Origin of the sequence: Wolbachia endosymbiont of Frankliniella intonsa, assembly GCF_029856955.1 — a bacterium.
Lineage (GTDB): Bacteria > Pseudomonadota > Alphaproteobacteria > Rickettsiales > Anaplasmataceae > Wolbachia.
In genome coordinates, this window is record NZ_CP097148.1 from 1,125,277 (window position 1) to 1,150,935 (window position 25,659).

At 33.9% G+C, this 25,659-nt stretch carries 25 protein-coding genes, 5 pseudogenes and 1 riboswitch; of the genes and pseudogenes, 8 read left to right on the forward strand and 22 right to left on the reverse strand.

Annotation, left to right across the window (positions count from 1 at the left end; translation table 11 throughout):
* The first annotated feature begins 109 nt into the window (after window positions 1-109).
* Both aspS and M3L71_RS06235 read left to right on the forward strand, forming a co-directional pair.
* Complete coding sequence (aspS, locus tag M3L71_RS06230) at window positions 110-1,912, forward strand: aspartate--tRNA ligase (RefSeq protein WP_280143402.1); 1,803 nt, start codon at window positions 110-112, stop codon at window positions 1,910-1,912.
* Between the two features lie 35 nt (window positions 1,913-1,947).
* On the forward strand, window positions 1,948-3,210 hold the full coding sequence (locus tag M3L71_RS06235) for an MFS transporter (protein WP_280143403.1): 1,263 nt from the start codon (window positions 1,948-1,950) through the stop codon (window positions 3,208-3,210).
* 7 nt (window positions 3,211-3,217) lie between these two features.
* Here M3L71_RS06235 and M3L71_RS06240 read toward each other — a convergent pair whose 3' ends face one another.
* The 3 genes from M3L71_RS06240 to M3L71_RS06250 all read right to left on the reverse strand — a co-directional run bounded on the left by M3L71_RS06240 (window position 3,218) and on the right by M3L71_RS06250 (window position 5,299).
* Window positions 3,218-4,141 (reverse strand): RluA family pseudouridine synthase, encoded by a 924-nt coding sequence (locus M3L71_RS06240; protein ID WP_280144161.1) that lies wholly within the window; start codon window positions 4,139-4,141, stop codon window positions 3,218-3,220.
* Window positions 4,142-4,249: 108 nt separating this feature from the next.
* Window positions 4,250-5,005 carry a hypothetical protein gene (locus tag M3L71_RS06245; RefSeq protein WP_349292696.1) on the reverse strand — a complete coding sequence of 252 codons (756 nt, stop codon included), beginning with the start codon at window positions 5,003-5,005 and terminating at the stop codon, window positions 4,250-4,252.
* Window positions 5,006-5,053: 48 nt separating this feature from the next.
* Entirely contained in the window at window positions 5,054-5,299 is a 246-nt protein-coding gene (locus tag M3L71_RS06250) for a hypothetical protein (protein WP_280143404.1), read from the reverse strand.
* Window positions 5,300-5,470: 171 nt separating this feature from the next.
* On the opposite strand from M3L71_RS06250, the pseudogene M3L71_RS06255 reads away from it, so the two are divergent.
* A pseudogene (locus M3L71_RS06255) lies at window positions 5,471-5,731 on the forward strand (IS4-like element ISWpi18 family transposase); the annotation flags it as partial.
* Here the strand turns inward: M3L71_RS06255 and M3L71_RS06260 are convergent.
* Both M3L71_RS06260 and M3L71_RS06265 read right to left on the reverse strand, forming a co-directional pair.
* Window positions 5,673-6,242: an IS630 family transposase gene (locus tag M3L71_RS06260; RefSeq protein WP_349292748.1), complete on the reverse strand. Its 570-nt coding sequence runs from the start codon at window positions 6,240-6,242 to the stop codon at window positions 5,673-5,675. The pseudogene M3L71_RS06255 and the gene M3L71_RS06260 sit on opposite strands and share 59 nt — an antisense overlap.
* Complete coding sequence (locus M3L71_RS06265; RefSeq protein ID WP_280143348.1) at window positions 6,221-6,598, reverse strand: IS630 transposase-related protein; 378 nt, start codon at window positions 6,596-6,598, stop codon at window positions 6,221-6,223. Before M3L71_RS06265 ends, M3L71_RS06260 begins: the two co-directional genes overlap by 22 nt.
* Window positions 6,599-6,636: 38 nt before the next feature.
* Here M3L71_RS06265 and M3L71_RS06270 point away from each other — a divergent pair.
* Together M3L71_RS06270 and M3L71_RS06275 are read left to right on the forward strand one after the other, a co-directional pair.
* Window positions 6,637-7,666: pseudogene (locus M3L71_RS06270) on the forward strand (IS4 family transposase); the annotation flags it as partial.
* A gap of 626 nt (window positions 7,667-8,292) precedes the next feature.
* Window positions 8,293-9,399, forward strand: a complete 1,107-nt coding sequence (locus M3L71_RS06275; protein WP_280143405.1) for a D-alanyl-D-alanine carboxypeptidase family protein — start codon at window positions 8,293-8,295, stop codon at window positions 9,397-9,399.
* A gap of 32 nt (window positions 9,400-9,431) precedes the next feature.
* Here M3L71_RS06275 and M3L71_RS06280 read toward each other — a convergent pair whose 3' ends face one another.
* From M3L71_RS06280 to pgsA, 14 genes are all read right to left on the reverse strand, one after another.
* Complete coding sequence (locus M3L71_RS06280) at window positions 9,432-10,772, reverse strand: DNA recombination protein RmuC (protein ID WP_280143406.1); 1,341 nt, start codon at window positions 10,770-10,772, stop codon at window positions 9,432-9,434.
* 273 nt (window positions 10,773-11,045) lie between these two features.
* Complete coding sequence (locus tag M3L71_RS06285; RefSeq protein WP_280144164.1) at window positions 11,046-12,206, reverse strand: porin; 1,161 nt, start codon at window positions 12,204-12,206, stop codon at window positions 11,046-11,048.
* 100 nt (window positions 12,207-12,306) lie between these two features.
* Window positions 12,307-13,110 carry a hypothetical protein gene (locus M3L71_RS06290; RefSeq protein ID WP_280143407.1) on the reverse strand — a complete coding sequence of 268 codons (804 nt, stop codon included), beginning with the start codon at window positions 13,108-13,110 and terminating at the stop codon, window positions 12,307-12,309.
* A 172-nt stretch (window positions 13,111-13,282) separates the two neighbouring features.
* Window positions 13,283-13,879, reverse strand: a complete 597-nt coding sequence (locus M3L71_RS06295) for an IS630 family transposase (RefSeq protein WP_349292749.1) — start codon at window positions 13,877-13,879, stop codon at window positions 13,283-13,285.
* Entirely contained in the window at window positions 13,858-14,235 is a 378-nt protein-coding gene (locus M3L71_RS06300) for an IS630 transposase-related protein (protein ID WP_280143348.1), read from the reverse strand. The genes M3L71_RS06295 and M3L71_RS06300 overlap by 22 nt, the downstream gene beginning before the upstream one ends.
* A 104-nt stretch (window positions 14,236-14,339) precedes the next feature.
* On the reverse strand, window positions 14,340-14,684 hold the full coding sequence (locus M3L71_RS06305; RefSeq protein ID WP_280143408.1) for a thiamine diphosphokinase: 345 nt from the start codon (window positions 14,682-14,684) through the stop codon (window positions 14,340-14,342).
* Between the two features lie 19 nt (window positions 14,685-14,703).
* Window positions 14,704-14,988: a SemiSWEET family sugar transporter gene (locus tag M3L71_RS06310; protein ID WP_280143409.1), complete on the reverse strand. Its 285-nt coding sequence runs from the start codon at window positions 14,986-14,988 to the stop codon at window positions 14,704-14,706.
* A riboswitch (TPP riboswitch) is annotated at window positions 14,973-15,075 on the reverse strand. Its footprint overlaps the gene before it by 16 nt.
* Before the next feature lie 76 nt (window positions 15,076-15,151).
* Entirely contained in the window at window positions 15,152-16,021 is an 870-nt protein-coding gene (locus tag M3L71_RS06315) for an SPFH domain-containing protein (RefSeq protein WP_280143410.1), read from the reverse strand.
* On the reverse strand, window positions 16,005-17,045 hold the full coding sequence (locus M3L71_RS06320) for a M23 family metallopeptidase (protein ID WP_280143411.1): 1,041 nt from the start codon (window positions 17,043-17,045) through the stop codon (window positions 16,005-16,007). The genes M3L71_RS06315 and M3L71_RS06320 overlap by 17 nt, the downstream gene beginning before the upstream one ends.
* On the reverse strand, window positions 17,042-17,782 hold the full coding sequence (locus M3L71_RS06325; protein WP_280143412.1) for a YebC/PmpR family DNA-binding transcriptional regulator: 741 nt from the start codon (window positions 17,780-17,782) through the stop codon (window positions 17,042-17,044). Before M3L71_RS06325 ends, M3L71_RS06320 begins: the two co-directional genes overlap by 4 nt.
* A gap of 7 nt (window positions 17,783-17,789) precedes the next feature.
* On the reverse strand, window positions 17,790-18,476 hold the full coding sequence (gene bamD / locus M3L71_RS06330) for an outer membrane protein assembly factor BamD (RefSeq protein WP_280143413.1): 687 nt from the start codon (window positions 18,474-18,476) through the stop codon (window positions 17,790-17,792).
* A 67-nt stretch (window positions 18,477-18,543) separates the two neighbouring features.
* A complete protein-coding gene (locus M3L71_RS06335) occupies window positions 18,544-19,380 on the reverse strand; it encodes a hypothetical protein (RefSeq protein WP_280143414.1) in 837 nt (278 codons plus the stop codon).
* 17 nt (window positions 19,381-19,397) lie between these two features.
* Complete coding sequence (locus tag M3L71_RS06340; RefSeq protein WP_280143415.1) at window positions 19,398-19,541, reverse strand: hypothetical protein; 144 nt, start codon at window positions 19,539-19,541, stop codon at window positions 19,398-19,400.
* Between the two features lie 100 nt (window positions 19,542-19,641).
* On the reverse strand, window positions 19,642-20,184 hold the full coding sequence (gene pgsA, locus M3L71_RS06345) for a CDP-diacylglycerol--glycerol-3-phosphate 3-phosphatidyltransferase (protein WP_280143416.1): 543 nt from the start codon (window positions 20,182-20,184) through the stop codon (window positions 19,642-19,644).
* A 127-nt stretch (window positions 20,185-20,311) separates the two neighbouring features.
* Between pgsA and M3L71_RS06350 the strand changes: the two genes are divergently transcribed.
* Genes M3L71_RS06350 through grxD form a run of 3 tightly spaced genes read left to right on the forward strand, consistent with a single transcriptional unit; the run spans window position 20,312 to window position 22,228 of the window.
* Window positions 20,312-21,631: a malic enzyme-like NAD(P)-binding protein gene (locus M3L71_RS06350; RefSeq protein WP_280143417.1), complete on the forward strand. Its 1,320-nt coding sequence runs from the start codon at window positions 20,312-20,314 to the stop codon at window positions 21,629-21,631.
* A gap of 38 nt (window positions 21,632-21,669) precedes the next feature.
* A complete protein-coding gene (locus tag M3L71_RS06355; protein ID WP_006012412.1) occupies window positions 21,670-21,888 on the forward strand; it encodes a BolA/IbaG family iron-sulfur metabolism protein in 219 nt (72 codons plus the stop codon).
* A gap of 16 nt (window positions 21,889-21,904) precedes the next feature.
* Window positions 21,905-22,228, forward strand: coding sequence for a Grx4 family monothiol glutaredoxin (gene grxD, locus M3L71_RS06360; protein ID WP_280143418.1), 324 nt, complete (start codon window positions 21,905-21,907; stop codon window positions 22,226-22,228).
* Window positions 22,229-22,497: 269 nt separating this feature from the next.
* On the opposite strand, the pseudogene M3L71_RS06365 reads toward grxD, so the two are convergent.
* The 3 pseudogenes from M3L71_RS06365 to M3L71_RS08480 all read right to left on the reverse strand — a co-directional run.
* A pseudogene (locus tag M3L71_RS06365) lies at window positions 22,498-22,965 on the reverse strand (HlyD family efflux transporter periplasmic adaptor subunit); the annotation flags it as partial.
* 13 nt (window positions 22,966-22,978) lie between these two features.
* A pseudogene (locus M3L71_RS06370) lies at window positions 22,979-23,983 on the reverse strand (IS630 family transposase).
* 271 nt (window positions 23,984-24,254) lie between these two features.
* A pseudogene (locus M3L71_RS08480) lies at window positions 24,255-25,595 on the reverse strand (hypothetical protein).
* Between the last annotated feature and the right edge of the window lie 64 nt (window positions 25,596-25,659).

A 25,659-nucleotide genomic window follows, 5' to 3' on the forward strand; every position in this document is an offset into this window, starting at 1 on the left:
AAAAAAATTATATCCACATCAGAATTGTTTGTAAAGGATCTTTAGATATTATCTTGCCCAAAGGTTAATTTATTTTATAATCTTTCTGTATTCTAGAAATTTCAATTAAATGAACTTCTATAAAACTCACGCGTGTAATGAATTAAGGAAGAATGATGTAGAAAAGGAAGTTACTCTCTCTGGGTGGCTGTACCGTAAACGTGACCATGGTAACCTAATCTTTGTTGATTTAAGAGATTTTTATGGAATTACTCAACTGGTATTCAATAATGACAAAGACTTTTTTGATGAAATTTCAAATTTAAAATCAGAAAGTGTGATTACTGTCACAGGAATAGTAAAAGCTAGAACTGAAGACACGGTAAACAGCTCTATTTCCACAGGAGAAATTGAAGTTATAGTTAGTAATTTACAAGTTGAATCGGAAGTTGAATTACACTGTGATGAGGAAATAGCAAAAGAAGAAAGGAGTATATTGGCAAGCATTGCCGGTGAGCAAGAATACCCAGAAAATATGAGATTTAAATATCGTTTTCTTGACTTAAGGCGAGAAAAAGTCCGCAATAACATTATTCTTCGCTCACAAATCATCGCAGAACTCAGGAAGCTCATGATAGAGCAAGAATTTTTGGAAATTCAAACCCCAATACTTACTGCCTCTTCTCCTGAAGGTGCACGTGACTACTTAGTGCCAAGCAGACTAAATCCTGGTAAATTCTATGCATTACCACAAGCTCCTCAGATTTTTAAGCAGTTACTTATGGTTTCAGGGTTTGATAAATATTTTCAAATTGCACCTTGTTTTCGTGATGAGGACGCAAGGGCTGACCGTTCTCCTGGGGAGTTTTATCAGCTCGACCTTGAAATGTCTTTTGTGACTCAAGAAGATATATTTCAGGTTATTGAATCTACTTTATATAAAGTGTTCGCGAAATTTTCTCGCAAGTCTGTCGATAAAGATTTTCCACGTATTACATACAAAGAAGCAATGCTCAAATATGGATCTGATAAGCCAGATTTGCGTAATCCATTATTAATTAGCGATGTAACAGAAATTTTCCGTGATTCAGAGTTCAATATTTTCAAAAGCAATATTGAACGCGGTATGGTAGTGAGAGCCATTCCTGCTCCTAAAACAGCAGAGGAACCACGCAGCTTTTTTGATAAAAAAATAGAACATGCGCAAAAAGAATTAGGTGCTAAAGGTCTTGGGTATATAACATTTGATAAGGACGGCATTGCAAAAGGACCAATTGCTAAATTTCTTGATGACAATAGGTTAAATTCTATAAAAGAAATAACAAATGTAAAGCCTGGAGATAGTGTATTTTTTGCTTCTGACAAAGAGAATGAGGCAGCAACAATTGCAGGGAAAGTGCGTATTCTTTTGGGATCAGAACTAGGTCTTATAGATGACAATATCTTCAAATTCTGTTGGGTGATTGATTTTCCTTACTTTGCGTATGAAGATAAAAGTAAAAAAATTGATTTCTTTCATAATCCATTTTCTATGCCACATGGTGGCTTGAAAGATTTAGAAGAAAAGAATCCACTGGATATCCTTGCTTACCAATATGATCTTGTTTGCAATGGAATAGAGCTGTCAAGTGGAGCAATTCGTAATAACAAACTAGATATTATGTACAGAGCTTTTGCCATTGCAGGCTACAGTAAAGAGGAAGTTGATACAAAATTCGGTGCGCTCGTGCGTGCATTTAGGTTTGGAGTGCCACCTCATGGTGGAATAGCACCAGGGGTTGATAGAATGGTTATGCTGCTTGCTGATGAGACGAACATTCGTGAAGTAATCTGTTTTCCTATGAATCAGCAAGGTGAAGATGTTCTAATGGGTGCTCCTTCTAAAGTAGAGGATAAGCATTTACGTGAGTTGTCTTTAAAGGTTGTTGAATAAAAATTTTTATAGCGGAGTGTGGTAAACTGGAAGTTATGAACAATATTAAAAAAGCAATACTATCAAGCATAATCTGCAATATGATTATATGGTATGAAGTAACTCTGTTTGGAGTTTTAACGCATATAATAAGCAACGTTTTTTTTCCTTCAGAAAGTGATTATTTAAGCACAATCAAATTTCTTGGCAGTTTTGCAATTGGATTTGGATTTAGACCACTTGGTGCATTTATTTTTGGTTACATTGGAGATAAATACGGCAGAAGGAAAATTTTGCTGACTTCCGTAATATTAGCTTCGATATCATCTACTGCAATTGCGATTATACCAAGCTTTAAAGAAATCGGAATATTTTCTCCTATAATGCTTCTGCTTTGTAGAATAACACAAGGAATGGCAGCAGGTGGAGAAACAAGTATCAATTCAGCTTTTTTAATAGAGCATTCAAGAGACAAAAAAAATCTAGGCTTTTTAGGTAGCATGAAAGCTTTTAGTGGTGCTCTTGGTTCTATTATATGCTTTGTAATGATAGCTGTTTGCAAAAAGTTTACAGGTGAAAATTATGAAATTTGGGGCTGGAGGTTGCTCTTCTATTTCTGCTCTGTTATGGGTGTAATAGGCTTTTTAATAAGGTACATAATGGAAGAGAGTCTAGCATACAAAACTCATGACCAAAATAAAAGCTTATCTAATTCTCCCTTTTTAGAATTAATCAAGAATTATAAAAGAGCATTTGTGATAGCAATTGGACTTGGCATTGCTCAAAACGCAATTGTTTATTCAGTAATCATGTTTTACAACATATCTGTAAAAGAGCTTATTCTTTCAGATATTGATATTAAAAATGTAGTAAGGATTATGGTTGAAATTACATTTGGGACGTCTGCAGTGCTGTTTGCAATACTGTCTGATAAAGTTGGAAGAAAAAACGTGATCATTCCTACGTTATTAGCTTTAGCTTGTGTCAGTTTGCCGGCACTTTCACTATTATCATATGATAACCACTATATTGTAACGCTCACTTTTCTATTAATAAGTGTGCCGATAGGCTCATCTTTTGGAATATATAATTCTCTCGCCTGCGAGTTATTTCCAACAAAAGTTAGATGCACTGGCTTTAGCCTAGCACATAACATATCTGCAGGTATTTTTGGTGGTCTTTCTCCATCGATATGCATGTGGCTTATAGAAAAAACTGAAACAAAACTTGCAGCAGGCATTTATCTTACTATCTGTGCATTAATTAGCCTAATATCTGTACTTCAAATTAAAGCCAAAGATAGAAAAGTTGATTGGTGAAATCGTTTTAGTTGAAAGATAGCACTTCAATAGATTTTTCGATATGCCTAGGGATAGGAGCAGTAATAGTGATTTCTTTATTATTTGGCAATTTTAAAGATAAAGAATGCGAATGAAGGTGGATCTGATTTACTACCCCATCAATAAAAGCTTTTTTACCACCATATTTACCATCACCAATAATAGGACAATTTATATGAGCTAAATGTGCACGTAACTGATGAGTTCTACCCGTAATTGGTTGTAATTTTAAATAAGCTGTATTGTGTTTTAGCTTTGCTATAGTTGAAAAATGTGTAGTGGCATTTTGAGGTGAATCTTCATCAACGACTACTTTTTCTTGCCCTGAAATATATTTTTTCACCAACGGATAGTCTATTGTTCCATTATCTTTGCTCGGTATACCATAAGTCAATGCTAGGTAAGTTTTTTTTATTCTCCGTCCTTTAAATTCTTCCATAAGATATCTTGCAATATTAGCATTGCGCGCGAATATTATTACTCCACTTGTATCTCTATCAAGTCTATGGACAATTTTGAATATTTCCCCTTCTCTTATTTGATCAAGCAAATCACTAATGCTAATTTTTACCTTTATGCCGCCTTGAACAATGACCCCTGCGGGTTTGTTTATAGCTATTATATATTCGTCTTCATATAATATGTTCTCTCTTAGTAGATTCACTAACTTTTCATTATATTTGCAGTCAGAATTAGTGTTCTCAATATAGTCTAAGTATCTTATCATTATAGTTTGCCCAGAGCTTACCCTATCGCTGGATTTTGCCGTGCAATTATCAACCTTGATTAATCCTTTCCTTAAAGACTTCTCAATTGCAGATTGTTTCAAATTGGGAAAAATTCTTCTGATGTACCTATCGAGCCTAGCGTTATTGTCTTCTACTAATATAGTTTTGATACCTTCTGACATCTTACTTATAAAAATTTTATTGTGTAAACTAAAATCTAACATAGCTAATGTACTCCTCAGTTTCAGCTACTTGCATCGAGTGCTACGTGCTGGAATTTAGAGGATTATTTAACTATTTATAACAGCTTCATATTTTCCTACAGCTGAGTAAAGTGGTAACAATGATAGTTTCTCGATCATAGAGAGGTGAGTATTAGGCTCTTTAGTACTAGGGCCTGGACACGCTTCAGTGTTAGGCCCTAACTTCATACACTCAATGCCGTTAGCTAAAGATGTTACTCTTCCTACATTAACATTTTTAGTGCGATATGACCACCTGCAAGGACTATGTAATATTTGTTCTTTTACTCCATCCATTTCAGCTGGACACGCTTTAGTGTTAGTTCCTAACTGCATACATTTAATGGGGTCAGTTATAAGTACTACTCCTTTTTCATTAAGTTTAGCGTTATACTGTAATTGTTCAATTTGATTATCTTGATCTCTTATCATAAATTCAAAGCTGATAGATAGATGTAATTCTATTTCTCTCAACATATGTGATGCTATGTGTTGCACCATATGTGAATCTGTGTGTTGCACTGTCATTAATGCTTTGTTTCTGAGTATACTTAATTCTAAGTTAAGCCGCGTAAGTATATCTGGTGCTCTTTTTTCTGCTTCTATTAGAAGATTACTTATACCTTGACGTTCAGCTAAATCTTTTACAGTTTCACCGCAGTGATCAGGCAATGAAGTTTTTGCGCAATAAAATAGTAAGGTCATTACTACTATCCAGTGTCTACGTTCGATAGCATAACTTAAAGGACATTCGCCTGAGTTATTCTGTGCATTAACATTTGCTCCATATGAAATTAAGGTCATTACTACTTTCGGATGGTTATACTTGGCAGCTTTATGTAAAGCAGTTGATCATAAATCGTCACTTGCATTAACATTTACTCCAGCTTCTAATAAAGCACATACCATTAGTATATTACCATTTCTGGAAGCATAACGTAAAAGATCAGTTTCCACCAATTTTATCACATCCTTACATATTTCAAGTTGTATCATAGTATTTACTGCTTTTAGAAAATTATATGGATGAATAGAAAATAATATTTTCTGTGGATCATTCGTCTCAATATTTGCTCCATTGGCTATTAGACAATTCATTACTTCTATATTGCCTCTTGCAGCAGCACAATTAAAAGGAGTCCATCCCCATGCATCCTTATAGTTAACCCACTGCCATTAAGTTAAGGGAAAGTGATGGACTGTATTGTAAAATCAGGTAAGATCCACAAATTAAAAGAAGTAATGACATGAGTAAAAAAAAGAATAATCATGTTTATAAAAAATAAATTGATGAGTTTAAACTTTATAAACGCACACAGAGCATCCTCAAAAGACTTCTCACGAAAAAGAAATCTGCCCTTCATTAGTGTATTTCTCCTGATTTTTAGAAAGAGTGTAAAGTCATTACAAGTAATGCTTAATGAGTTTGTTCTGCATACAAGAAAAGATTACACAATTACGGCAAGTGCATTTACTCAAGCAAGAAAGAAGCTAAAGCATACTGCGTTTTCAGAGTTAAATGATGATATATAGTATTTTCTAAAATGAATGGATAAATTTCCATTATGGTATTACCAACCAAAAGTTGTAAGTCTGTACATTTATACATTAGAGGTCTGAGGCGGCTTTTGATGGTATGCCAACAGTGTTCTATGGGATTCAAATCTGGTGAATATGTTGGAAGATACAGCACATGAAAGCCAAAAGACTCTATTAATGATTTTGTTTTAGTGGTCTTATGAAATGTAGCATTATCCATAACTATGGTTGTGCCAAGTGGCAATTTAGGTAATAACATCTTCTCCAACAATATATTGAATACCTCTTTTTCACACCCACCTTTGAAAGTCATTGGTGCAATAAATCTCATTCCAATCCACCCGGCTACTATACTGATTCTCTCTCGAGTTCTCCCTGGAACATCTGCATAAATTTTCTTTCCTCTTGGAGCACGTCCATATTCTCGGTATAACTTATTATCAACTCCTGCTTCATCTATATATAAGATGCTGGAATGTTCTATTTTTGAGATTTTATCAATAAATTGCTGCCTATCTTCTTGATTGCGCTCTTGATATAGTGTGACTTTTTTAAAGTAATTTTTAGCTGTTTTAGTCTATACCAAATTGAATTTATTCCAAATCCAAGATTTTGTTTCATCTCTGCCAGAGTATGATCTGGATTCTTTGTAACATATTCTTCGAGTATTTTTGGGTCTATTTTTCGAATAAAGCTACCGTTTTTAGATGGCTTTAAGCTTTCACCAGCAGCTTTCTTTTTTAACCAGCGGTACAGAGTTGCTATTCCTATCTCCATGAGCTCTGCTATCTCAACCTTTGTCTTCCCTTTTTCTATCATCAATACTGCCTTTTCCCTTAAATCCACACTATATGCCATTATAACTCAAATACTTTGTTATACCTTTATCATTTGCTTTGGGAAATACTATAGTTTCCCTATACTAACAAGATCAGGAATTTAAAACCCACCATGGCTTCAGAGTACTTGCATTTGATGCTTCAATACTGATTCTGCCAAAGAGCGACAAAATAATAGGCGAGTTTGGCTCAAGAGCAGTATGAAATCGAATCCAGAGATTTGAAGACTATACAAGTGCAACCTTTGAAGTTTGCTACGATGTGCCAAATAATATTGCAATAAAATCTGTGCTAAGTAGAGGTGACAGCTATGAGGTTGATTTAGCGATCGGTATGCTTGAATCCATAAAATCAGACGATTTGTTAATCTGTGATAGAGGATACGTATCTTATCGATTTCTTGCTGAGCTTACAGGAAGGAAAATCAATTATATAATTCGCTGTTCAAGTTCGTCTTTCAATGAAATAAACGCTATGTTTAAGCCGGAAAGCCCATCTAGTACGGTGGTAGTGTCTACCGCACCTATTAAAGTAGCAAGACAGCTACGAAAGCTAGGATTACCTGATGAGATGAAATTCAGGTTAGTCAAAATAATACTTTCTTCTGGAGAAGTTGAAGTATTAGTAACATCTCTGTTAGATGAGAAACGTTTTACAGTTGAAGAGTTTGAGAGATTATATTACTTGCGCTGGGGAGTAGAAACATTTTTTTCTAGGCTGAAGGGAAGATTAAATTTAGAGAATTTCACAGGAAAAAGTATTGAAACTATCAAGCAGGATTTTTGGTCAACTATCTTCATCAGTAATCTAGAAAGTATCATGATAGAAGATGATGAAGAGACATTGAGCTCACAGAATAGTAAACTAAAAAAGCATCAATAAATCTGTCTCATTTAATGCGATTAAAAACTTATCCTTTGATAATTTTTCTACAGAGTCAGACATAGACTGCATTATGTATCGACTATCACAGTTATTTTTGATGAACACTTTAGTGGTAAGAAAAGGGAGAAGAGTTGATCGTCATAAGATATCTGATATTCGTTCACTCAACTACCAGAAAAGAGCTAGAAAACATGTGTTTTAAATTCAAGATATCTTTTCAGTATCATTGTATTAGTACATTCTTTGCAAAATAACCTGCAATTATTACTTTTTTAAATAACTTGCACTTTTCAGACTCCCTTTTCTTAAAAATTCACCCTAGTATTTACCATAATTATCAATCACTTCAAATTTTTTGTCCAATCTTAACTTCTCTTTCCCTTAACTTAATGGCAGTGTTGTCATCTCCTGCTCCCTCCTTCTTGTCATTCAAGTAGCCTCTATCCCAGTGGGCTTTGTTGCAAATATTAATAAATTTACCAAGCGAAAAAAGGCAAAAAATCCCCATGTAACGAGTTTAATAATGTAAATTGGCGCTGTAATAATCTGCTAACGCTTAAAATAAGAGCGTTTTGGCTGAATGTAGAAAAAATAAAAAAAGACATGCAGCCGCTATAATTTTTATGTAATTTGCCAATAAATATCTGAGTTTTTTACTGAATTTTTGTTGTTGAACCCGCGCGGATCGAAAACAAGGATAAATGCTCTTATTGTCATAATAAGGGGGCTGGCGCAGTTTGTCAAGGAAGTTTTATGCGAGAGATCTATTGAAATGCTCGTGCAAAATCATACTATTAATTAGTACACTATAAATTTAAAATTATAAATATGTTAAGTAAATTAGTAACTTTGCTATTAATTTTTATACTCCCTTTTAATTCGTACTCATATCAGTTTAGAACTAAAGCAAAGCAAGCAGTTGTTTTAGATTTAGCTTCAGACTCTTTCATTTTTGACCATAATTCCAGTGAAAAAATGGCCCCATCTTCAATGAGTAAGTTAATGACTTTATATGTAGCTTTTGATTATCTAAAAGCTGGAATAATAAAAATGGAAGATAAATTTCGAGTAAGTAGAAAAGCATGGGAAAGGAAAGGATCTTCTATGTTTTTGAAAGAAGGTCAATTTGTTACGGTAAAAGAACTACTTGAAGGAATTACAATTGCCTCAGGTAATGATGCATGCATAGCGCTAGCCGAGGGTATTGCAGGATCAGAGGAGAATTTTGTTGCTGAAATGAATGAAGTTGCACAAGATTTAAATCTTAATGATAGTCATTTTGTTAACTCAAGCGGGTGGCCAGATGAAAACCATTTTATGAGCGCAAAAGACTTGGTAACACTGGCAAAAAGAATTTTCACCGATTTTCCTGAATACTATGATCTATTCTCTGAACAATATTTGACATATAACGATATTGTACAAAAAAATAAAAATCTTTTACTTTTCCATGATATTGGAGTTGATGGTCTAAAGACAGGTCATACAAGTGCTGGTGGTTATGGCATTATAGCATCTGCAAAACGGAACGATAGGAGAATTTTTGCTATTGTGAATGGTTTGGACACCGAGAAAGAGCGAATAGAGGAAGCAAAAAGACTAATACAATATTCCTTAAATCATTTTAATACCAAGAAAATATTTGCTAAGGATAGCGTAGTTGAAGAAATAAATATTGTTTATGGAAAAGATAAAAAAGTGCCCGTTACAGTTGCAAACGATGTTACCATAACTTATAACCGCAGATTACATAATAAAATTAAAGTGCGTATTGAGTATAAAGATATGGTACCCGCACCAATTAAAAAAGGTCAAGAAGTGGGCAAAATTTTTGTAGAAATAACTGGTACTGAGCAACAAACTATACCTGTTTATGCAGCAAATGATGTGCAGGAATTGAGCTATATAAAAAAAATTTTTAGAAAGTTGTTTTAATCAGCAAATGTAAGTTAAGTAGACCTGAAATACTAATCTACTTTCAACCCCTCAGCATGTAAACTGCGTGGTAAAGATTCCAACTCTTTTGCAGCAGTGAGTTCTTTATTTTTTGCATGTATACCAAGATTATTGAATTCTCGAGCAGCGGGAAATACTCTTACCTCAAGCGAGCCAGCAGTTTTATTGTAATGGTCGACAGCGCTTTTTAAGCTCCTGCGTAAATTGTCAAAGTTTTCGCCCATTGTGCAGATTCGCTCATATAAAATATGGCCTAGTTTACTTATTTTCTTTGCATTTTCTGCTATCACCTCTTGCTTCCATCCATAGGCTACTGCCCTAAGCAGCGCAATTAAAGTTATCGGTGTTGCAATAATAACTTTTTTTTCTATTCCAATTTCTATCAAAGCTGGTTCACACTCCAGTGCTGCGCTGAAAACTCCTTCTCCTGTTAAGAAAAGTACTACAAGTTCTGGCGTATTTTCAAACTGATTCCAATATTCCTTTCTGCCTAGATCGTTTATATGTTTTTTTATTGCCAGAGAATGATTCTTCAATTTTTCCCTTTGTATCTGCAAATCATTTTGCGACATAGCATCCATATAAGAATCAAGTGGTACTTTAGCATCTATTATTATTTGCTTTCCTGATGGCATTTTTATTATCAAATCAGGACGCAACAAATTGTCCTCATTTTTATCAATTACTGAGGCTTGAGTCAAAAAATCGCAATATTCAATCATTCCCGCCATTTCCACTACTCTTTTTAGCTGCATTTCACCCCATTTTCCCCTAATGTGAGGCTTCCTCAGGGCGTTAGCAAGGCTAGAAGTTTGACTCATTAATGCTCCAATTTGCTCCCTTAAACCTTCATAGGCCCCTACCCTCTCCTTCTCTAAGTCACGTATTTCACTATCGAATTTTTCTAACTTTTCTTTTATTGGAGTGACAACTTCGTTGATCGTTGCTTGCCTTTTTTTGAAATCACTTTCTGTTTCTTTTAGTTTACTATCGATTACTTCCTTCGCTAAATTCAGAAAATTATTGTTGTTTACCTGCAAAGCATCAAGAGAAAGCGCTTTAAAAGTATTTGTAAGCCTCTCCTCTGCTTTTGTCAGTAATTCTATTTCCTTTTTCTTTTCCTCACGCTCTTTTTGTAGAATTACTTCAAGCTCTGCTTTTTTGACTTTCAACCCAACTATCTCTTCATCCTTATTCAGTAAAGTTCGCTTTGCCTCTTGAAGCTCACGCTCTAATTTAAGTTCAAGATTTGCTTTCTCCTCACTTAGCTTTCTATTCTTTTTTACGACGAAAAAGAGAAATAACAGTAAAAAAAGAAAATTTAACCCGAGAACTATAGAATTGAGAAGCATCAGAATACAGAAAAAACCGCACTCACAATACTATCTAATTTTTCTATATATAAAAAAGAAAAAAGAGAATGAAATGAGGTACTCTTTTGTGAAGGATTTGGTTTGCTAATTAATAATCGCCTACACTTGGATTAGTGACATAATGTCTTTTTATTAAAAATCTTATATGATAGTTATTTTTATCATATTAAATAGCACATATATTAACAACTCGATTTTACTCTCATTGCTTACTATTTACCACATTACAACACTTACAAACCGTTTATTTCATTAAAAACTTAGCTTCAGCCCAGACAAAAGCACATACCCGGAGTTATTACTTTCGATTTCAGGTTCTTTGGTAATAAATTTTACAATATCGAAGTAGTATGAAGTGCCAAGAGCTAATGGATATTCAAGACTGAAAGCCTGTGATGTTAATTCGTTTGTACCTTTGCCTACAATATCCCTGCTACTACTAAAATATGTTAAGCTCACTTTACGAGAATCAGAATGATAAGCAACACCTGCATTTATATAATTCATATTACTTGTTTCAGGACTACGTTTCTCACCAGATTTACCGCCATTACCGTACGAAAAAATGCAATCAAGTTCAAAAAGTTTTAGCTTCAAGCCAAAATTCCAGTGTAGCAATTGATTACGGCATTTATAATTTTCAGAAGTACCATCCGAGCAATCAGTTAAATTTTCTCTTACAAACTCACCAGTAAAAGCAGTAGTAAAATTTATTTCATCTGATAAGCCATTTTTATAGGAAAGACCAGCGGCTATTAGATTGTTATATTGCAAATTATTTTTTCCTGGAACATAACTGAGTCCAAGTTGAAAGTTATAGATTTCAGGAGAAAGATAGTTTATCGTTGGTTGTTTTAACTTCAGCTCTAGTCCATTATAGTCGCTGTAAATATTGGGTTTTACCCAAAATACCTCATCTTTATCATACCCAGGATCATTATCTTTTTTTTCATTACCGCGCAAATTTGAGTAATTTGTCCAATGACCATTTATTCCTCCGGCAGCTGTGTAAATTTTTGAAGTGTTAATTAACATACTCTGACTAACTAAACTTCCTTTACCATATTCAATTGATCCAAATTCCTGGTTCTTTATGATAAAATACCACTTCTCCATTTCTAACTTTTCTATGTCTAGTGCCTTTAAGTTTGCAATACCAGAAACTCCTACCTTAACATCAAACCCCATTTGTGTATTTGGATAAACTTGCTGCAAATAAAGAAAGCGCAGGTCTGAATAGCTTGAGGTCTTGTCTTTTGTAGAGCTAAAATAATCTCTGTTGAAAGCGTAGCCAAATCTTAAATCTATTTTTCCATCTAGTTCTGCATAAAATATCTCCTTATCTAGAATTACCCTAGCGTTAGCACTCCCTACCACGAATAATAATGAAAATAGTGTGATCAGTAACCTCATAGGCAAGCTTAAATTTTTAATATAAGCTTAACAGAAATAAAAAACAATCCTTATATTGTGTAGAACTTAGATACTACAAAGCAATTAATGACAAAAGCGTTTAAGCATTCTTCACACTATGTTTTTGAATTATATTTCCATAAATAATTGATATACTTGATAGTTTTCGCTTTAATAACTGCTTGTTAATGGAAGAATGTATACGATTAACTATTTTAGATGTGTTATTTGCATCACAGTTCATCAAAATAAAAAGTACCTTATTCTCATCAATACATCCTAGAAAATCATCACTACGGCAATTTTTATAAAAATGCTCTATGATCAAACTCAATGCATTGTTTGTCTCATTCAATTTACTATTAAAACCTATTATCCCTATAACTGCGTTAATTTGATATTCAAAGGCAAAATTCAATACAACATATAACTCCAAAATAGTGGACTCATTGTCTGGTATATCAAACAAGTTGTGTTTTTTATATTTCTTACCCATCAGATATTTATCCCTAAACATTGCTAGCTTATGAAACAGGCTAATGTCACGTATCAATAGCTCATAATTAATCTTGCTATTAGTAAATTGCGTGGTGCGAAAAACTTTTACCTTTGTTTTTATATCTTCTCCTTTAGCATCAATTAGAGAAAAGCCTATCACTTTTGGCAATATATCGGGCAAATCGCGCCCATCTTGAGTATACTCCAAATAGCTTTTCATATCTTCAGCTGCTCTTTTACTTAAAATATTAATTAACGGCTTATTAAGTAAATTCCCTTCCTCACATTTTAATAAATTCCTTGCAGCTTGATTGAGTCCCGAGATTAATACGTTCTTTTTCTCATTATCCTGACAAACAGATATCACAGCATCATCTTTCCTTCTTGCAGTCATAAAATCTTCCATATCTTCTCACATATAACGTATTTATAAGTATAATAAGATTGTATTAAAATTCATTTACCCATTAATATACTTGATAAAGCATAGACAAATCGTCATGTTGCTGCATGTTCTAAGTCATGATAAAGGAAGCAAAATTATAAATATAATTTTGCTTGTTCTCTTTATACCTTCACTACAACAACTTATTTTGCTGTATTGGATTAGATGGTTGAATATAACCTAAACTACTGTAACACGATTCTTCGTATGAAGGTAGTATAGTATTTTCTAAAATGAATGGATAAATTTCCATTATGGTATTACCAACCAAAAGTTGTAAGTCTGTACATTTATACATTAGAGGTCTGAGGCGGCTTTTGATGGTATGCCAACAGTGTTCTATGGGATTCAAATCTGGTGAATATGTTGGAAGATACAGCACATGAAAGCCAAAAGACTCTATTAATGATTTTGTTTTAGTGGTCTTATGAAATGTAGCATTATCCATAACTATGGTTGTGCCAAGTGGCAATTTAGGTAATAACATCTTCTCCAACAATATATTGAATACCTCTTTTTCACACCCACCTTTGAAAGTCATTGGTGCAATAAATCTCATTCCAATCCACCCGGCTACTATACTGATTCTCTCTCGAGTTCTCCCTGGAATATCTGCATAAATTTTCTTTCCTCTTGGAGCACGTCCATATTCTCGGTATAACTTATTATCAACTCCTGCTTCATCTATATATAAGATGCTGGAATGTTCTATTTTTGAGATTTTATCAATAAATTGCTGCCTATCTTCTTGATTGCGCTCTTGATATAGTGTGACTTTTTTAAAGTAATTTTTAGCTGTTTTAGTCTATACCAAATTGAATTTATTCCAAATCCAAGATTTTGTTTCATCTCTGCCAGAGTATGATCTGGATTCTTTGTAACATATTCTTCGAGTATTTTTGGGTCTATTTTTCGAATAAAGCTACCGTTTTTAGATGGCTTTAAGCTTTCACCAGCAGCTTTCTTTTTTAACCAGCGGTACAGAGTTGCTATTCCTATCTCCATGAGCTCTGCTATCTCAACCTTTGTCTTCCCTTTTTCTATCATCAATACTGCCTTTTCCCTTAAATCCACACTATATGCCATTATAACTCAAATACTTTGTTATACCTTTATCATTTGCTTTGGGAAATACTATACCTTTTTGTAAGGCGTACCCCACCATGGGAGGCGAAGGCATATAAAAGATACTATCTGTACTTAAAAAAAAAGTTAATATTTTGTAGTATATGATCAATTGCTCCTCCAGTAATACCCGTTACTATTGATGGCAATAACTTTACTGTTTTTAAGTGAGCCATTGCTTTAGAAAAGTCGCAATAATCTTGATCAGGTAGATATACTGTATTTAAATCAGCACGTAAATTCGGATTTATACTATCCAAATCTCCTATTACAAGATCAGGTTTTACGCCAATTGATAGAAGATTATTTGCTCCTCCATCTACAGCAATAACAGGTATATCTTGTTTAAAAAACGATGAATCAGGTATTTCTCGATTTAGTACTACAATAGAACGATATTCTTGCTCCACGCTACAATGTAGCATATGGTTATAAAACGCTTCGTGCAGTTTTTGCATCGTAGTAACATTTTTGAACAATTGATATTATACTGATCACTAATCCAGCAATATTACTGAGTATCACAAAAGTTAAACCCTGACAAATACCGTAAATAAGCCGAGATGATGAAAAAATAAGATAATTCACCAACATTAGCATCGATACGTCACGAGTAAGTTTTGTGATATATGCTCTATATACTTGAGGCAATAACCCAATGAGAGATGTAATGAACGGGATGAAGCCAAAGCATTCTTCAATATTTATATACATTTTCCTACGTTTGTTTTAACAAGATCAGGTTCAAAGGGTTGTACTTTATGTACTCTCAGCTTTTTTAGAGCACCCCTAATGCGTGTAATTTATAACATCATTTAGTCTATTAATCAAGAAATTAACAGTGACTTGCATTCATGAAACCCAATCGGCTTATATGCTAATTATTATCCAAACTAATAGTCGGCTGTGCATCCTGCTCAGAGATCAGAGCAACTAGCAAATTGTTTATCAATTGAACCTTTTGTTTTACATCCAATTGTAAGCTTTTATTTTTTTCAAAATGGGCTATTACTTCTTCGATAATTCCTATTGCATTTTGCACTATATGCCTTCTTGCAGAGGTGATGGCATGTGCTTGTTGACGTCTCAGCATTGCTTGTGCAATCTCAGATGAATACGCCAAATGCGATATTCTCGCTTCTGCAATTTCAATTCCAGCAATATTCAATCTTTGTTGTAACATTGACCGCAATTCATTTGAAATTTTGTCAGAGTTTTTACGCAAAGATTCTTCATCGTTTTCGCTATCATACGGATAATTACTTGCCAGTTCTCTAATTACCGAGTCACTTTGCACAAAAACAAAATCATGATAATTATTAACATTATAATATGCCTTCGCAGGACTGCTCACTCTCCAAACAATTACTACTGAAATCTCTATCGGACTTCCATTAGCATCATTAACTTTAATTTTTTCTGTATTGATATTCTGAAATTTCAAAGAAACTCTATATTTACTCGAAAATGGAAGCGTTACGCATATTCCAGACTTAAAATAAGTTCCAATATAATGACCAAAAAACTCTATCACTCTTGCTTCATTAGGATCATTAACGAAAAATCCTTGAGAAAAAGTCAATATTGAAACAGCAGCAACTCCAAGTGCAATTGTGCTGTCATACACAAAAAGTACCAATAAAATTAACCCTAGCGCTATTAGTACGGGAAAAGCCCGAATTTTACTTAGATTTCTATCATTTATTGTATTTTTATCTGTACTGTCTTCATCAGATTGCTTTTTCACTTGCACCCTCTCTGCTGATTATTTCATCTACCTTACTTACAAATAATTTAAACTCTCTTAATTCACAATCAGGCAACTTTATCTCATTGCCATGAGCTATCGTAAGCGGATCAATGTGTTTACCATTATACATAACTTCATAATGTAAATGGGGCCCTGTTGCAACACCAGTGCTACCAACATAAGCTATAACCTGACCCTGCTTTACTTTAGAGCCTAACTTTACATCGCTACTAAATTTGCTTATATGTGCGTAACAAGTTGAATATTTATTGTTGTGCTTTATTTTGATGTAATTCCCATAGCCACCATTCTTTCCTATATATTCTATTACACCTTCTGCAGTGGCGTGTATAGGAGTGCCAAGTTTAGCTGCATAATCTACTCCTTTATGAAAAGCAATTTTACCATGAATGGGATGCTTTCTATTACCAAAATTCGAGGATATAGGAAAATCTCCGTTTAAAGGACTTACAAAAATTTCGCTACTCTTCAAGCTTACCCCCTCTTTATTAAAATACTCTTCTTTGCTGTTTTGTGACTCATAATAATATAAACTTATAGCTTTATTGCTTGTTGTGAGTGAAGTATATAAAATTTTTTCTTCAGCCTTCTGATTACCGAGCGATTTCTCAAAAAGAACCTCCAACTTACCTTTTGGCACAATGTCTTTTTTAAAATCTACACCATAATCTTTATATATGCCGATTAATCTCATTATTGTATCTGGCGCCAAACCTTCTGCATCAAAAAAAGAGGATTTTATGTCACTGGATATGAATAACAACTTTCTATCACTTTCTGTAGCTTTTTTTTTCCTGATCCCGTCTTGGAATAACACTGGAGAGTGGGTTAGTGTCATTCCAGTGCTTGACCAGTTTTTTAATCGAAAATGTTGTATAGCGTGCTGTTTACAATCAATTTCCAGTGTCTGGGCACTGGAATGACAATAGTCTTTCTGCGCAAATGTTTGAGTTGCATATGCTGGTAAAATACAAAGCAGTAGAAATATTACCAGCCTCATAGTTTATCAGCAAAAATAAAATTACCTTCAACATACTGCACATCATCATTATCTTCTAGCTCTTCAACTAATGTAGATAATTTATCAATTAATTCTTTGTCGCTAACTTCAATCAGGTCCTTTGGTTGCCATGAAAGACGAGCAAGTTCTGGTTCTCCAAATTTTGTATAGAAAGCATCACGCACTCTACCAAAATCTTTCACTTCACAAGTTATAACATATAATTCTTCCTTGTTATTTTCCTCAACATTCAATACTTCTAATTCAATTCCATAGTTAAATAAATCTTCAAAATTTATACCCTCTGCTTTATAGACAATTAAGCCTACATGATCGAAAAGGTAACTCACACATCCTGTTTCTCCCAAATTACCGCCTTTGCGAGAAAAGATATAACGTATCTCAGAAGCAGTTCGGTTGCGATTATTTGTCAGAGCATGGACAATAAGTGCAGCACCAGAAGGTCCGCAGCCTTCATATTGTATTTCTTCATAACTTTCTCCAGCAACGTTACCAGCTGCATTTTTTATTGCTGTTTCTATTTTATCTTTTGGTACATTTTCCTTTCGCGCAGAAAAGATAGCAGAGCGAAGACGTGGATTAAGCTCGGGATCAGGTAGCCCTTGTTTTGCAGCAACTGTTATTTCCCTAATGAGCTTCGTAAATTTTTGCGAGCGCTTTGCATCCTGAGCACCTTTTCGATGTTTTATATTTGAAAACTGTGAATGACCAGCCATAAGAAAACTAATTCACCCCTTCTACTAACATATTTTCATACTGCTCAGCTTCTAAGTCAAGGCCAAGAGCTAAGTGAGCTGTTATTAAATAACTAATAACTCTAGAAGAATATTTAGAATCTTTATTGCTTATCATATCTTGAAAACGCTTAATTGCTGCTAAATATTCACCACGCTTTAGGTAAAATTCACCAATAGAATACTCTTTTTTTGATATATGTTCTGTGATTAATTTTTCTTTTTCTTTGATCTCTTCTATATATTCGCTATTCGGAAAAAGATTAATATATTCAGTAGCTAGCTCTAAAGTTTTATATGAAATTTGTTGCCCAAGCTGCACTTTGTTAATTTGCATGTAATAAGATAATACTCTTAAGTAATATACATATGGCAAATCTTCACCATTTGGATAAACGTATATATAATCATCCACATCACTTGCAGCACCGCTGTATTTACCCATATTATAGTGAGAAACACCAGACAATAATTTGGCTTTCATTGCCCAATAAGATAAAGGATACAAATCCTCTATCTTTTGAAATGCTCTAATAGCTTGCTTATATTTTTTCTGATCATAAAGCTTAACTGCCTCCTCATATAGTTCAGTTTCAGTGTGTTCAAGATAATTCGCATACGACTGCGTGAAGGGGCAAGTCAGAAGAAAAAAGCATATGATTAAAGTCTTATACATAAGATTTTTTTTGATCAAAATAAAGTATAGACTAAATATTACCTAAATAAACAAATTTTTGGCATTATCATCGAACGAAAAGCGGCTCTTGGCCACCATTACCTATATTGCTCGCACCACCACCTATTGCAACACCCTTTCCACTCACTTCTACGTTCTCTAGCTTTCTACTATAAGAATGTGTGATCAATCCACTTCCTACCATCAAAAGAGCAATACCTACCAGACCTAAAGCAGGCCCAACAGAAGATGATGCTAATGCTACTCCAGAAATCAATATTATTCTCCTGATTAGTAATAAAGAAGAACCAGCGAGCATTAACTTAGCTGCAGACATATTGCTTGTCTTTTTTTCAGATTTCTCATCAAAATCTTGCTCTTTTTCTACTTCATATTTTTTACTTTTCTTGTACTCGCGATAGCAGAAAGTAGCACTCGCTACAAAGTAAAATAGACTAGAAATTGAAAAAGCTACGTCTCCTATTATTCCTTTCTCCAATGCTTCACCTACTATGCTAGCCACAATAACTAATGTAACTAAAGCAGCATCAGCATAGTTAAAGTAATCATCAACGGTACAAGAAAGGTCTCTCTTTTCTTTTTCTACTGTTTTCCCACTTTCAATATTCTCCAATTCTCGTTCTTTTTGTGCTATTTTTCTATTATTATAAATTAAATATAGCGTGCAAATAAGGGATAAGACTGTGAAAGGTAATATAGTATGGCCTAATGAGGTGCTTATAAGGCCAAGTAATACCTGATCGCTACATATTTTTTCCAGCTCAATTGCCATAAACAATGCAAATGGAACCATTGTTGCCAATGATACACATTTTCTATATAGCTCTCTTTTTTTTAACGTTAATAACTCCTGTTCCAGCTTCTGCTTTTTTTTCTTCTTCAAGTATTAATAATTCTTGCTCAAGTTTTTTTCTCTTTTTTTTCTTCTTCATCAACTGTTGACCAGAAATCTCGAAAAAAATCCTCTATTTTAATATCTTTCTCAGAACTTGATCTCTTAAAGGAAGACTCAGTATTAAAGCTATCTATAATAATACCAGTCATACAAAATTGACTAATTTATAAACTAATACATTATACAGGATTTTAACTAATCAGTCAATATTGTGAAATTATTAACTTTCTTTGTATGCTCTTAAGTAATTTAGTCAATCTGTTTGATGCCAGCTAGAATGTAATTATAGCCTGACCACATAGTCATAACAGCCGCAGCCCATAAGCAAACCACACCTATATATTTAGTTGCTTCATAATCACTCATTATTAACGCTACTATAGCAACCATCTGCAAAAATGTTTTAATTTTCCCAGCCTTACTCACAGGTAAACTAACGTTTGTAGCTATCAAGAACTCCCGCAAGCCTGAAACTAATATCTCCCTACAAACAATTATAACTGACGGTATAATTGTAATATCATCTATCTTATGCTTATAAACTAGCATGATTATTGTTGAAGCTACTACTAACTTGTCGGCAATTGGATCAAATAACTTGCCAAAATTCGATTGGACTTTCCATGCACGCGCTAAATAACCATCAAAAAAATCTGTAATGCACGCAAACATAAAGATCAATATTGTTATTAGACTTGCATATTTACTTTCTATATAAAAGCTTGATATTATTGCCGGTATTGCGAGCGCACGAGAAATTGTTAGCAAATTAGGCACGTTTTTCTTAAGCATGTCACATCACCCTACTTAGTAGATAAATTTATACAGAAGTACAATAGAGTTCACAAGCTAATAGTTGAACATTCATAAAAACCCCATATACTTAAAAAATTACTAACAATAAGCTCAAAGCATAAGAATGAATAATGATTTATATAACACCACAAAACAAGAAGCACTGAAGTATCATAATAGGGGTGGTAAACCTGGTAAAGTGTCGATTATACCAACAAAACCCTTATCCACACAGTATGACCTATCACTTGCTTATTCCCCTGGTGTTGCAGCCCCATGCCTTGCAATAGCTAAAAATCCTAAAGCTGTTTATGATTACACGGCAAAAAGCAATTATGTGGCTGTCATTTCAAATGGCACCGCAGTGCTGGGACTTGGCAATATCGGTCCTCTTGCTTCAAAACCCGTCATGGAAGGCAAAGCTGTTTTATTTAAGCGTTTTGCTGACATTGATGCAATTGATATAGAAGTTGACACAGAAGATATAGAAAATTTCATCAATGCAGTAAGGTATCTTGGGCCAAGTTGGGGGGGAATAAATCTAGAAGATATAAGATCTCCTGATTGTTTCATAATAGAAAAACGTCTAAATGAATTGATGGATATTCCGGTTTTTCACGATGATCAACATGGAACTGCAGTAGTTGTTGCAGCTGGTATAGAAAATGCCCTCGATATTGCTGAAAAGAAATTAGAGAATGTCAAGATCATCATGAATGGAGCTGGAGCAGCTGGTATTGCGTGTTTGGAAATACTAAAGTCCATGGGCGCTAAGAACATAGTACTATGTGACAAACAAGGAGTAATACACAAAGACAGAAAAGAGGACATGAATGAGTGGAAGGGAAAATATGCAATTGACACTAAAGAACGTTCTCTACTTGATGCCATAAAAGGCGCTGATGTATTCATCGGACTCTCTGCAAAGGATGTGCTCAGCGAAGAGATGTTAAAAAGCATGGGTAAAGACCCGATCATTTTTGCTCTTGCTAATCCTGATCCAGAAATAAGGCCTGAATTTGCAAAGTCTGTAAGGCCAGATGCAATAATTGCAACTGGTAGGTCAGACTATAACAACCAAGTCAATAACGTAATGGGGTTTCCTTATATATTCAGAGGAGCACTTGATGTACATGCAACGACAATAAATGAAGAAATGAAAATTGCAGCTGCAGATGCAATAGCGAAGCTTGCCCGTGAGCCAGTGCCGAACGAGATATCTGCAGCCTATGGCGGTCGTAAAATGAGCTATGGACGTGAATATATAATACCTACTCCATTTGATCCAAGATTAATTTCTATGGTATCTCCTGCTGTTGCAAAAGCTGCCGTTACCTCAGGTGTGGCAAGAAAGGAAATAGAGGACTGGAATGAGTATGCAAGTCAACTAAAATCTCGTCTTGCTAGTGCTCTCAATACGCTCAATTTATTGTCTTCACAATAATCAATTGCATATTTTAGGCTTATAATTAAAATAAACCAATGACTATTACAATTCACGAGTTAGAGAAAATTATCAAACAATCATTTCCTGATGCTGATATAAAGATTAAGGACCTTGCTGGAGATGATGATCATTATCATTTAAAAATAACTTCCAAGTGTTTTTCTGGAAAGACAAAAATAGAACAACACAGAATGGTATATAAGGCTCTTGAAGGTCAGTCTATACATGCATTGCAACTAGAAACTGGAGCTTAAAATTAAGGTGATATTTATGAACAACTTTGAACAAATAAAAAAAGACATAGCAGAAAACGATGTAGTGCTGTATATGAAAGGCACCTCTGACTTTCCTCAATGCGGATTCTCTGGACTTGTCGTGTCAATTCTCAAAAACTTAAATGTAAAGTTTAAATGCATCAACGTGCTTGAGAATGATGAAATACGTCAGTCCATAAAAAGTTTTTCTGATTGGCCAACAATTCCACAATTATATATAAAGGGAGAGTTTATTGGTGGTTGTGACATAATTCGTGAGATGTATGAAAAAGGTGAGTTACAAAATTTGCTAAAAGAAAAAAAGGTTATTGCAGAGTAAGTTTACACAGCAGAGTGGCAAAATAAGATAGATAAAAACATAGTGTTAGTGTCCAGACACTGCCTTCTTTTCTCGATTTTAGTGTCAGCTACTTGAATGACATCCTTTTAGTAGCACACACACAACTGTACAAATATTGTGATTTATACCTCAAAAATGCGAGTAGCTCATTTGGTGTCATCCCAGGTGGGGTCCAGGAATTTTGAGTTTTTGATGAGATTATGACCACGCACTGGGATGACAGGATTCGTTGTCATGTTACATTCGAGTTATACCTTATCACCAGGCTTAACAGATAGATGACCCAATGTTATTAAATTTATAGGCTTATTTTCGTTATTTACCACCACCCAAACACCATCGTTTTCATGATCAACAATTTCTATTGGTGTAAATACTACATAATTATTGTCATCAACAATCTTTATTCCAAGAACACCATCGTCACTTAAGCTCAAGGCTGAAGAAGGAATTTTATATGCAAATTTTTCACCTGAAGGTAGGCTTACACTAGCAGTCAGTCCTTGCAAGGATATAATTTCATTATCAGTTACCTTGACCTCCACTCTATAAGATCCAGTTTTAGGCTCAGCAATTTTACTAATAAAACTCACTTCACCTACTAATTCCCTTCCGTCTAGCAAATTAATTTGCGCTGCACTACCCAGTTTTATTTTATTTACTTCATTTTCTGAAACATACAACACTACAAGAACCTGATCAAAATTAACCATGTCATACCAAAATCCATTACTGACGGAACAAATAAGAAACATTACAAACTCGTTTAATAGTAGTACTGGAAATATTGACAATAAAATTACACAAAACATCTTCAAGTAAACCTATGGTATCGTAGATACTATTGCGTAAAGTATTGTATTTGATATATTGCCACAACCTTTCAACAGGATTCAGTTCCGGTGAATAAGGAGGCAAGTATATGATGGTAATGTTTTCCTGAATTTTCAAACTTTTTGATCTATGCCAACTTGCACAATCCATTACAAGAAAGGCTTCTTTCGTGCCTAAATCTTTCGACATCTGCTCCAGAAATATATTCATACAATCAGTGTTTACATATGGAGCAAGTAGGCTAATTTTCTTACCACTTCTTGGATTTACCGCACTTTAGATATAGAAATTTTGTCTACCAATTTTCATTTTAACCTGCGTTCTGACCCCTTTTAAACCATCCGTGTCCGATTTTTGAAAGAGACACACATCGTCTTTCATCAAAACAAACCCCTCCCTTTTAGGGTGGAAATTGACTATTTTATTGAAGTATCTTTTAAACTCTTCTTGCTTGTTTTTATCTTGTTTATGGTGCATTGGCCTCGGTGTTATGTAAGAAAATTTCATCCTTTGTATCTCACGGTGCACTGTTGATTTGCTGATGTTTAGGGCAAATTCCTCTGAGATTTTTATTTGTACTTCCTTAATAGTAATATTTGGATTTCTTTCTACCCATATTTCAATTTGCTCACGTTGATTTTTGTTTAATTTGCTTTTTCTTCTCCGCTGAAACGGGGCAAATAATTTTTCTACTCTACCAAATTTTAGATGCTTTATCCATTCAGTCAAAGCAGTCCTTGAAATTTTACATATTCTTGCCACAGCGCTTATACTACTTTCTTTTCCTGCTATCACCGCTTGTAACTTTTTTGAAACATATGCGTTATTTCTTACCTTTTTTAACATTTCTTTCGCTAAATTTACAACTCTTTCGTCTAATAGTTTTGACCTTAATGCCATTTATACCTCGCTATTTCACTTACTCTAGTATGACTTTTTCCCCATTATTCTCTATCTGTTCTTTCTATAGCGGGAATTGGTATAAGTATAACACAGCTATTGTCACTCTATAAATAGTTTTATATGAGCAAGTTTTCTTACAATAAATAAGTTTTTATTGCAAAAATGCAATTTTTAATCAAATAAAAAAGTTGTGCATAAAATTTCCATCATATTATATGATGAAAATAAGAATATTGTAACAAAACTAAATATATATTTAAACAGAGCTTTAGCCCATCACCAAACTGGTACTCAATTGTTCAACACTATCAATTTTAATTTGTAAAGTGCCCTTTATAAATTTATTAGCCTGGTCTGTACTCATAAAAACTGTATGTTCATTGGGCATTAATTTTTCCATATCGGCTCTATTTTTTTTATCTTGCAAATGAGGTTCGCAAATATAGCTATACTTTTTAAAATCTAGAAGTTTAGCAAAGCCATCACGATCATTCTCATGGTGAAAAGCAACATTTATACCTACTATTTCGTCCGTTTCTTGCAGCTTTCCATCTTTATCTATTACCTGTGCCTTAGCAAGCGCAACTGTAGGTTTATAGACATAATTTGCTCCAATAATTCTCCTTATTGAGTGTTCTATTGCCATTTTTATTATTTTAGGATTACTGCAGTCTGAAATAGGCACTGATTTATAATTATGAGCAGCTACTTTAGCATAAACCGACTGGCTTTCTAATTTCTCTGAGTATTTTTCATTAAATTCTTTTATCCTGTGAAAATGTCTTTCATATTGAGTCAATCCATCTTTCCCTTTTTTCTCCATCCTTTCCAAGAATTTCTCTACAGGTTCTCGTTTGGCTAGACTAATTTTGCGTATAAGCGGAATTTGTTTTTTCAAGCTAATCCAATATGGTAGGCAAACAACTTTCGCATCTTTCGAAAATAGACCTTCTAACTTTTTCACTGCATTGTATAAGTTTGCTGATTATGGTTTATAATGCCCGCTATTATTGTCTATATAAGTTATTTTACCATTTACCACTTTCATTAAACCAGAACATAAAACTGGCCTACCACCTGCAAGAGTTGAATGACGATAAGCCCATTCGCTTTTGTTAACATTAATATGTTCATGAGTTACTAATTTTCCATCAAGCGTGATAACATAAGCTACACAACCTTTTTTACCCTTACTAATTTTATCAGTTGTATCATATAGTTTGCCTTTAAAGCCTTTTAACTTATTACCTTCCACTTCTGGAATTAAGTCCACGTATAATTTTCCTTTATAAGGAATTTTAGTATATTCTGCTTGGTCATCTGGAGTAAAATACTTAACCCTTGTATTAGTTCCAGGAATTTTTCTTCCTTCAACTCCAACTTCTGGAAACAAATTATATCGTGAAAAAAAATAAGTAAAATTATTCTCTATCCAATACAGAATCTTATTTATGATACCAAAAACTTTTCTATTACCTAAATCAATAGAGAGTTGCTGTTCCTTTGGTACTGCTAGATGATTGGACTTTGTACCAGACTTGCCAAATTCTTTGGCAGCATATTTAAACTTTTCTAGTAAATATTCCTTATGTTCTTTTGATATTGACATTTTTACCTCACTCACTACTATTTTATCGTATATTATTTTAGACAAAAAGTCAATCTTTCTTAAG

What these genes read in the sequence shown, in the direction of transcription:
- grxD (WP_280143418.1), top strand. Translation starts at nt 21,905, where the DNA reads ATGAACAACTTTGAACAAATAAAAAAAGACATAGCAGAAAACGATGTA.
- M3L71_RS06300 (WP_280143348.1), bottom strand. Translation starts at nt 14,235, where the DNA reads ATGGCATATAGTGTGGATTTAAGGGAAAAGGCAGTATTGATGATAGAA.
- M3L71_RS06245 (WP_349292696.1), bottom strand. Translation starts at nt 5,005, where the DNA reads ATGACCTTAATTTCATATGGAGCAAATGTTAATGCACAGAATAACTCA.
- M3L71_RS06285 (WP_280144164.1), bottom strand. Translation starts at nt 12,206, where the DNA reads ATGAGGTTACTGATCACACTATTTTCATTATTATTCGTGGTAGGGAGT.
- bamD (WP_280143413.1), bottom strand. Translation starts at nt 18,476, where the DNA reads ATGTATAAGACTTTAATCATATGCTTTTTTCTTCTGACTTGCCCCTTC.
- M3L71_RS06265 (WP_280143348.1), bottom strand. Translation starts at nt 6,598, where the DNA reads ATGGCATATAGTGTGGATTTAAGGGAAAAGGCAGTATTGATGATAGAA.
- M3L71_RS06275 (WP_280143405.1), top strand. Translation starts at nt 8,293, where the DNA reads ATGTTAAGTAAATTAGTAACTTTGCTATTAATTTTTATACTCCCTTTT.
- aspS (WP_280143402.1), top strand. Translation starts at nt 110, where the DNA reads ATGAACTTCTATAAAACTCACGCGTGTAATGAATTAAGGAAGAATGAT.
- M3L71_RS06325 (WP_280143412.1), bottom strand. Translation starts at nt 17,782, where the DNA reads ATGGCTGGTCATTCACAGTTTTCAAATATAAAACATCGAAAAGGTGCT.
- M3L71_RS06280 (WP_280143406.1), bottom strand. Translation starts at nt 10,772, where the DNA reads ATGCTTCTCAATTCTATAGTTCTCGGGTTAAATTTTCTTTTTTTACTG.
- M3L71_RS06355 (WP_006012412.1), top strand. Translation starts at nt 21,670, where the DNA reads ATGACTATTACAATTCACGAGTTAGAGAAAATTATCAAACAATCATTT.
- M3L71_RS06290 (WP_280143407.1), bottom strand. Translation starts at nt 13,110, where the DNA reads ATGGAAGATTTTATGACTGCAAGAAGGAAAGATGATGCTGTGATATCT.
- M3L71_RS06310 (WP_280143409.1), bottom strand. Translation starts at nt 14,988, where the DNA reads ATGTATATAAATATTGAAGAATGCTTTGGCTTCATCCCGTTCATTACA.
- M3L71_RS06235 (WP_280143403.1), top strand. Translation starts at nt 1,948, where the DNA reads ATGAACAATATTAAAAAAGCAATACTATCAAGCATAATCTGCAATATG.
- M3L71_RS06240 (WP_280144161.1), bottom strand. Translation starts at nt 4,141, where the DNA reads ATGTCAGAAGGTATCAAAACTATATTAGTAGAAGACAATAACGCTAGG.
- M3L71_RS06250 (WP_280143404.1), bottom strand. Translation starts at nt 5,299, where the DNA reads ATGAATTGTCTAATAGCCAATGGAGCAAATATTGAGACGAATGATCCA.
- M3L71_RS06350 (WP_280143417.1), top strand. Translation starts at nt 20,312, where the DNA reads ATGAATAATGATTTATATAACACCACAAAACAAGAAGCACTGAAGTAT.
- pgsA (WP_280143416.1), bottom strand. Translation starts at nt 20,184, where the DNA reads ATGCTTAAGAAAAACGTGCCTAATTTGCTAACAATTTCTCGTGCGCTC.
- M3L71_RS06340 (WP_280143415.1), bottom strand. Translation starts at nt 19,541, where the DNA reads ATGACTGGTATTATTATAGATAGCTTTAATACTGAGTCTTCCTTTAAG.
- M3L71_RS06320 (WP_280143411.1), bottom strand. Translation starts at nt 17,045, where the DNA reads ATGAGGCTGGTAATATTTCTACTGCTTTGTATTTTACCAGCATATGCA.